The organism is Acinetobacter sp. ANC_7512 (assembly GCF_056779935.1).
The window spans coordinates 1-2,829 of record NZ_JBWYIX010000025.1 but is presented as its reverse complement, the minus strand read 5'-3'; the positions used below and the strand labels follow the sequence as shown (position 1 = coordinate 2,829).

The window sequence follows — 2,829 nt, the reverse complement described above, 5'->3', positions numbered from 1 at the left end:
TGATCACAATGCCTGAAGTATCAATACTTTCAGGAACAGTGTCATCCGGATAAGTCAGGGTAATGGTACCGTCTTCACCAATTTGAACATCCACCACTGGCGCTTCTGTATCGACAGTACCGCTTACAACAGCTTCTTCACCTGGGTTACCTGCTTTGTCTGCATAAGAGTCTTCAGGCACTTTAACTGTGATCGTTTCATCCATACCCTCAGGCGCTTTACCAATGAGGGTTAAACCGTCTTCTGATGGCGTGAATTCAACTTCAACAGGATTGCCATCTTGGTCAGTGACTTTGATGTCTTTTGGATCAATCGCAGATGGATCAACATCATCTTCGTATTTCACGGTGATGGTGCCGTCTTCATCAATCGTCACAACAACAGTCGGTGCTTGATTGTCGAGATCAGGATTACGGATCGCTTCATTTGAAGTGGCTGTCTCTGTCTTACCTTGCGCTGTAATCGTGTTGCTTGATTTCACATCTTCAACAGGTACTAAGATCGACCATTGACCTTCCTCCGTAATCTGAACTTGACTGCCGGTATACTCTTGGCCATTGAAGTTCACCGTCAAATCAGCATTTGGATTACTGATCGTACCCGTGACTTCAACATAATCTTGGCCATCTACAGTCACTGTGATCTCAGCAAGTTCTTCTTCATTGATCACATCATCACCACCCATTGGATTGATGTAGACGTATGGCAATTCAACTTCGTCTGATGGAGTGACGGTATTGCCTTCTTTGTCTTGGTAGCTTGTGGTCGCGCCCACTTCATTACCATCAACAAGCGCACCCTCAACCTTCACAGTCCAAAGACCATTTTCATCCGCTTTGGCAGGAATTGGATCAGTGTGACCCGGTACAGTCACCAACACATCCGCATTCGGTTCTGTTTTACCTGTGATGTTGGTTGAGATATTACCAGCTGCATCTTTCTCAGGGGTGACACCTGTGATCTTAATGGTAATCAATTGATCTTGATCACCTGAACCTTCGTTACCTACCAAGTCTGTATAACTGTCATCTTTTACAACAACAGAAGCGGTTACACCTGGCTCAACCTTAAGCTGTACTTCCCATGTGCTTGCATCGATTTGGGTCAGACCAGTGATTTGACCGCCTGTAACCGTTAAATCAGCCGTAGAGAAGCTTGCTGGATCAATTTCTTCAGAGAATTTGATCGTTGCTGTAGTGGTTGTGCGATCTTCACCCGGTTGTGCAATGATGACTTCAGCAGTTGGAGCTACAGTATCCACAGCTTGGCTGTCTTGACCTTTAGTACCTTCATTGCCTGTTAAGTCAGTGTATGAACCTTCAGGGACAACAACAGTAATGTTTTCATCCATACCTTCAGGGACTTTACCGATGAGGGTCAAGCCGTCTTCTGATGGGGTGAAGTCAACTTCAACAGGGTTGCCATCTTTGTCAGTAACGATAATGTCATCAGGCGTTACAGTCGATGGATCAACATCATCTTCATACTGAACAGTGATGGTACCGTTTTCATCAATGGTCACTGTCACAGATGGTGTATCAGTATCGATTGAATCTGTTGCAGTGCCTTCACTACCTTCATTGCCTGTTAAGTCAGTGTATGAACCTTCAGGCACAACCACGGTGATGCTTGCATCCATACCTTTAGGTGCTTTACCTACAAGGGTCAAGCCATCTTCTGATGGGGTGAAGTCAACAATTACCGTATTACCTTCTGAATCAGTAACTTTAATGTCTTCAGGGTGGATTGATTTCGGATCAACGTCATCTTCGTATTGAACAGTGATGGTGCCGTTTTCATCAATCGTTACAGTGACAGATGGTGCATCGGTATCGGCTTGCTCAGTCGCCACATCGAACTCACCTGGGTTTCCTTGCATATCTTGATAAGAGTTTTCAGGAACCAATACCGTAATTTTGTCATCAATACCATCTGGTACTTGACCAATCAGGGTCAAGCCATCTTCTGATGGAGTGAATTTAACTTCAACAGGGTTACCTTCTGAGTCAGTCACAATGATGTCTTTTGGATTGATGGATTCAGGATCAACATCATCTTCGTATTTCACGGTGATGGTGCCGTCTTCATCGATGGTCACAACAACAGTCGGTGCATCGGTATCGATTAGATCTGTTGCAGTTCCCTCGCGACCTTCATTGCCTGTTAAGTCAGTGTATGAACCTTCAGGCACAACCACGGTGATGCTTTCATCCATGCCTTCAGGTGCTTTGCCCACAAGGGTCAAACCATCTTCTGAAGGTGTGAAGTCAACGATAATAGGATTGTTATCTTTATCCGTCACAACGATGTCTTTTGGATCAATACTCGATGGATCAACATCATCTTCATACTGAACTGTAATCGTACCGTTTTCATCGATGGTTACAGTGACAGATGGTGCATCGGTATCCACTGAATCCGTAGCTGTACCTTCTGTACCTGGGTTACCCGTTAAGTCCGTATATGAACCTTCAGGGACAACTACTGTAATGCTTTCATCCATACCTTCAGGGGCTTTACCCACAAGAGTTAAGCCATCTTCTGATGGTGTGAATTCAACTTCAACAGGGTTACCATCTTGGTCTGTAACTTTGATGTCTTCAGGGTTGATAGTTTTTGGATCAACATCATCTTCGTATTTCACGGTGATGGTGCCATCTTCATCAATCGTAACAGTCACTGATGGTGCATCGGTATCGATTGGATCTGTTGCAGTTCCCTCACGACCTTCATTGCCAGTTAAGTCAGTGTATGAACCTTCAGGCACAACCACGGTGATGCTTTCATCCATACCTTCAGGTGCTTGACCCACGAGGATTAAGCCATCTT

The 2,829-nt window shown here is 44.8% G+C and carries 1 protein-coding gene; it reads right to left on the bottom strand.

Translation table 11 applies throughout. The features are described 5' to 3' along the window. On the bottom strand, nt 1–2,829 hold a 2,829-nt coding region (locus AC1M9H_RS14280), incomplete at both ends, for an Ig-like domain-containing protein (protein ID WP_481613641.1).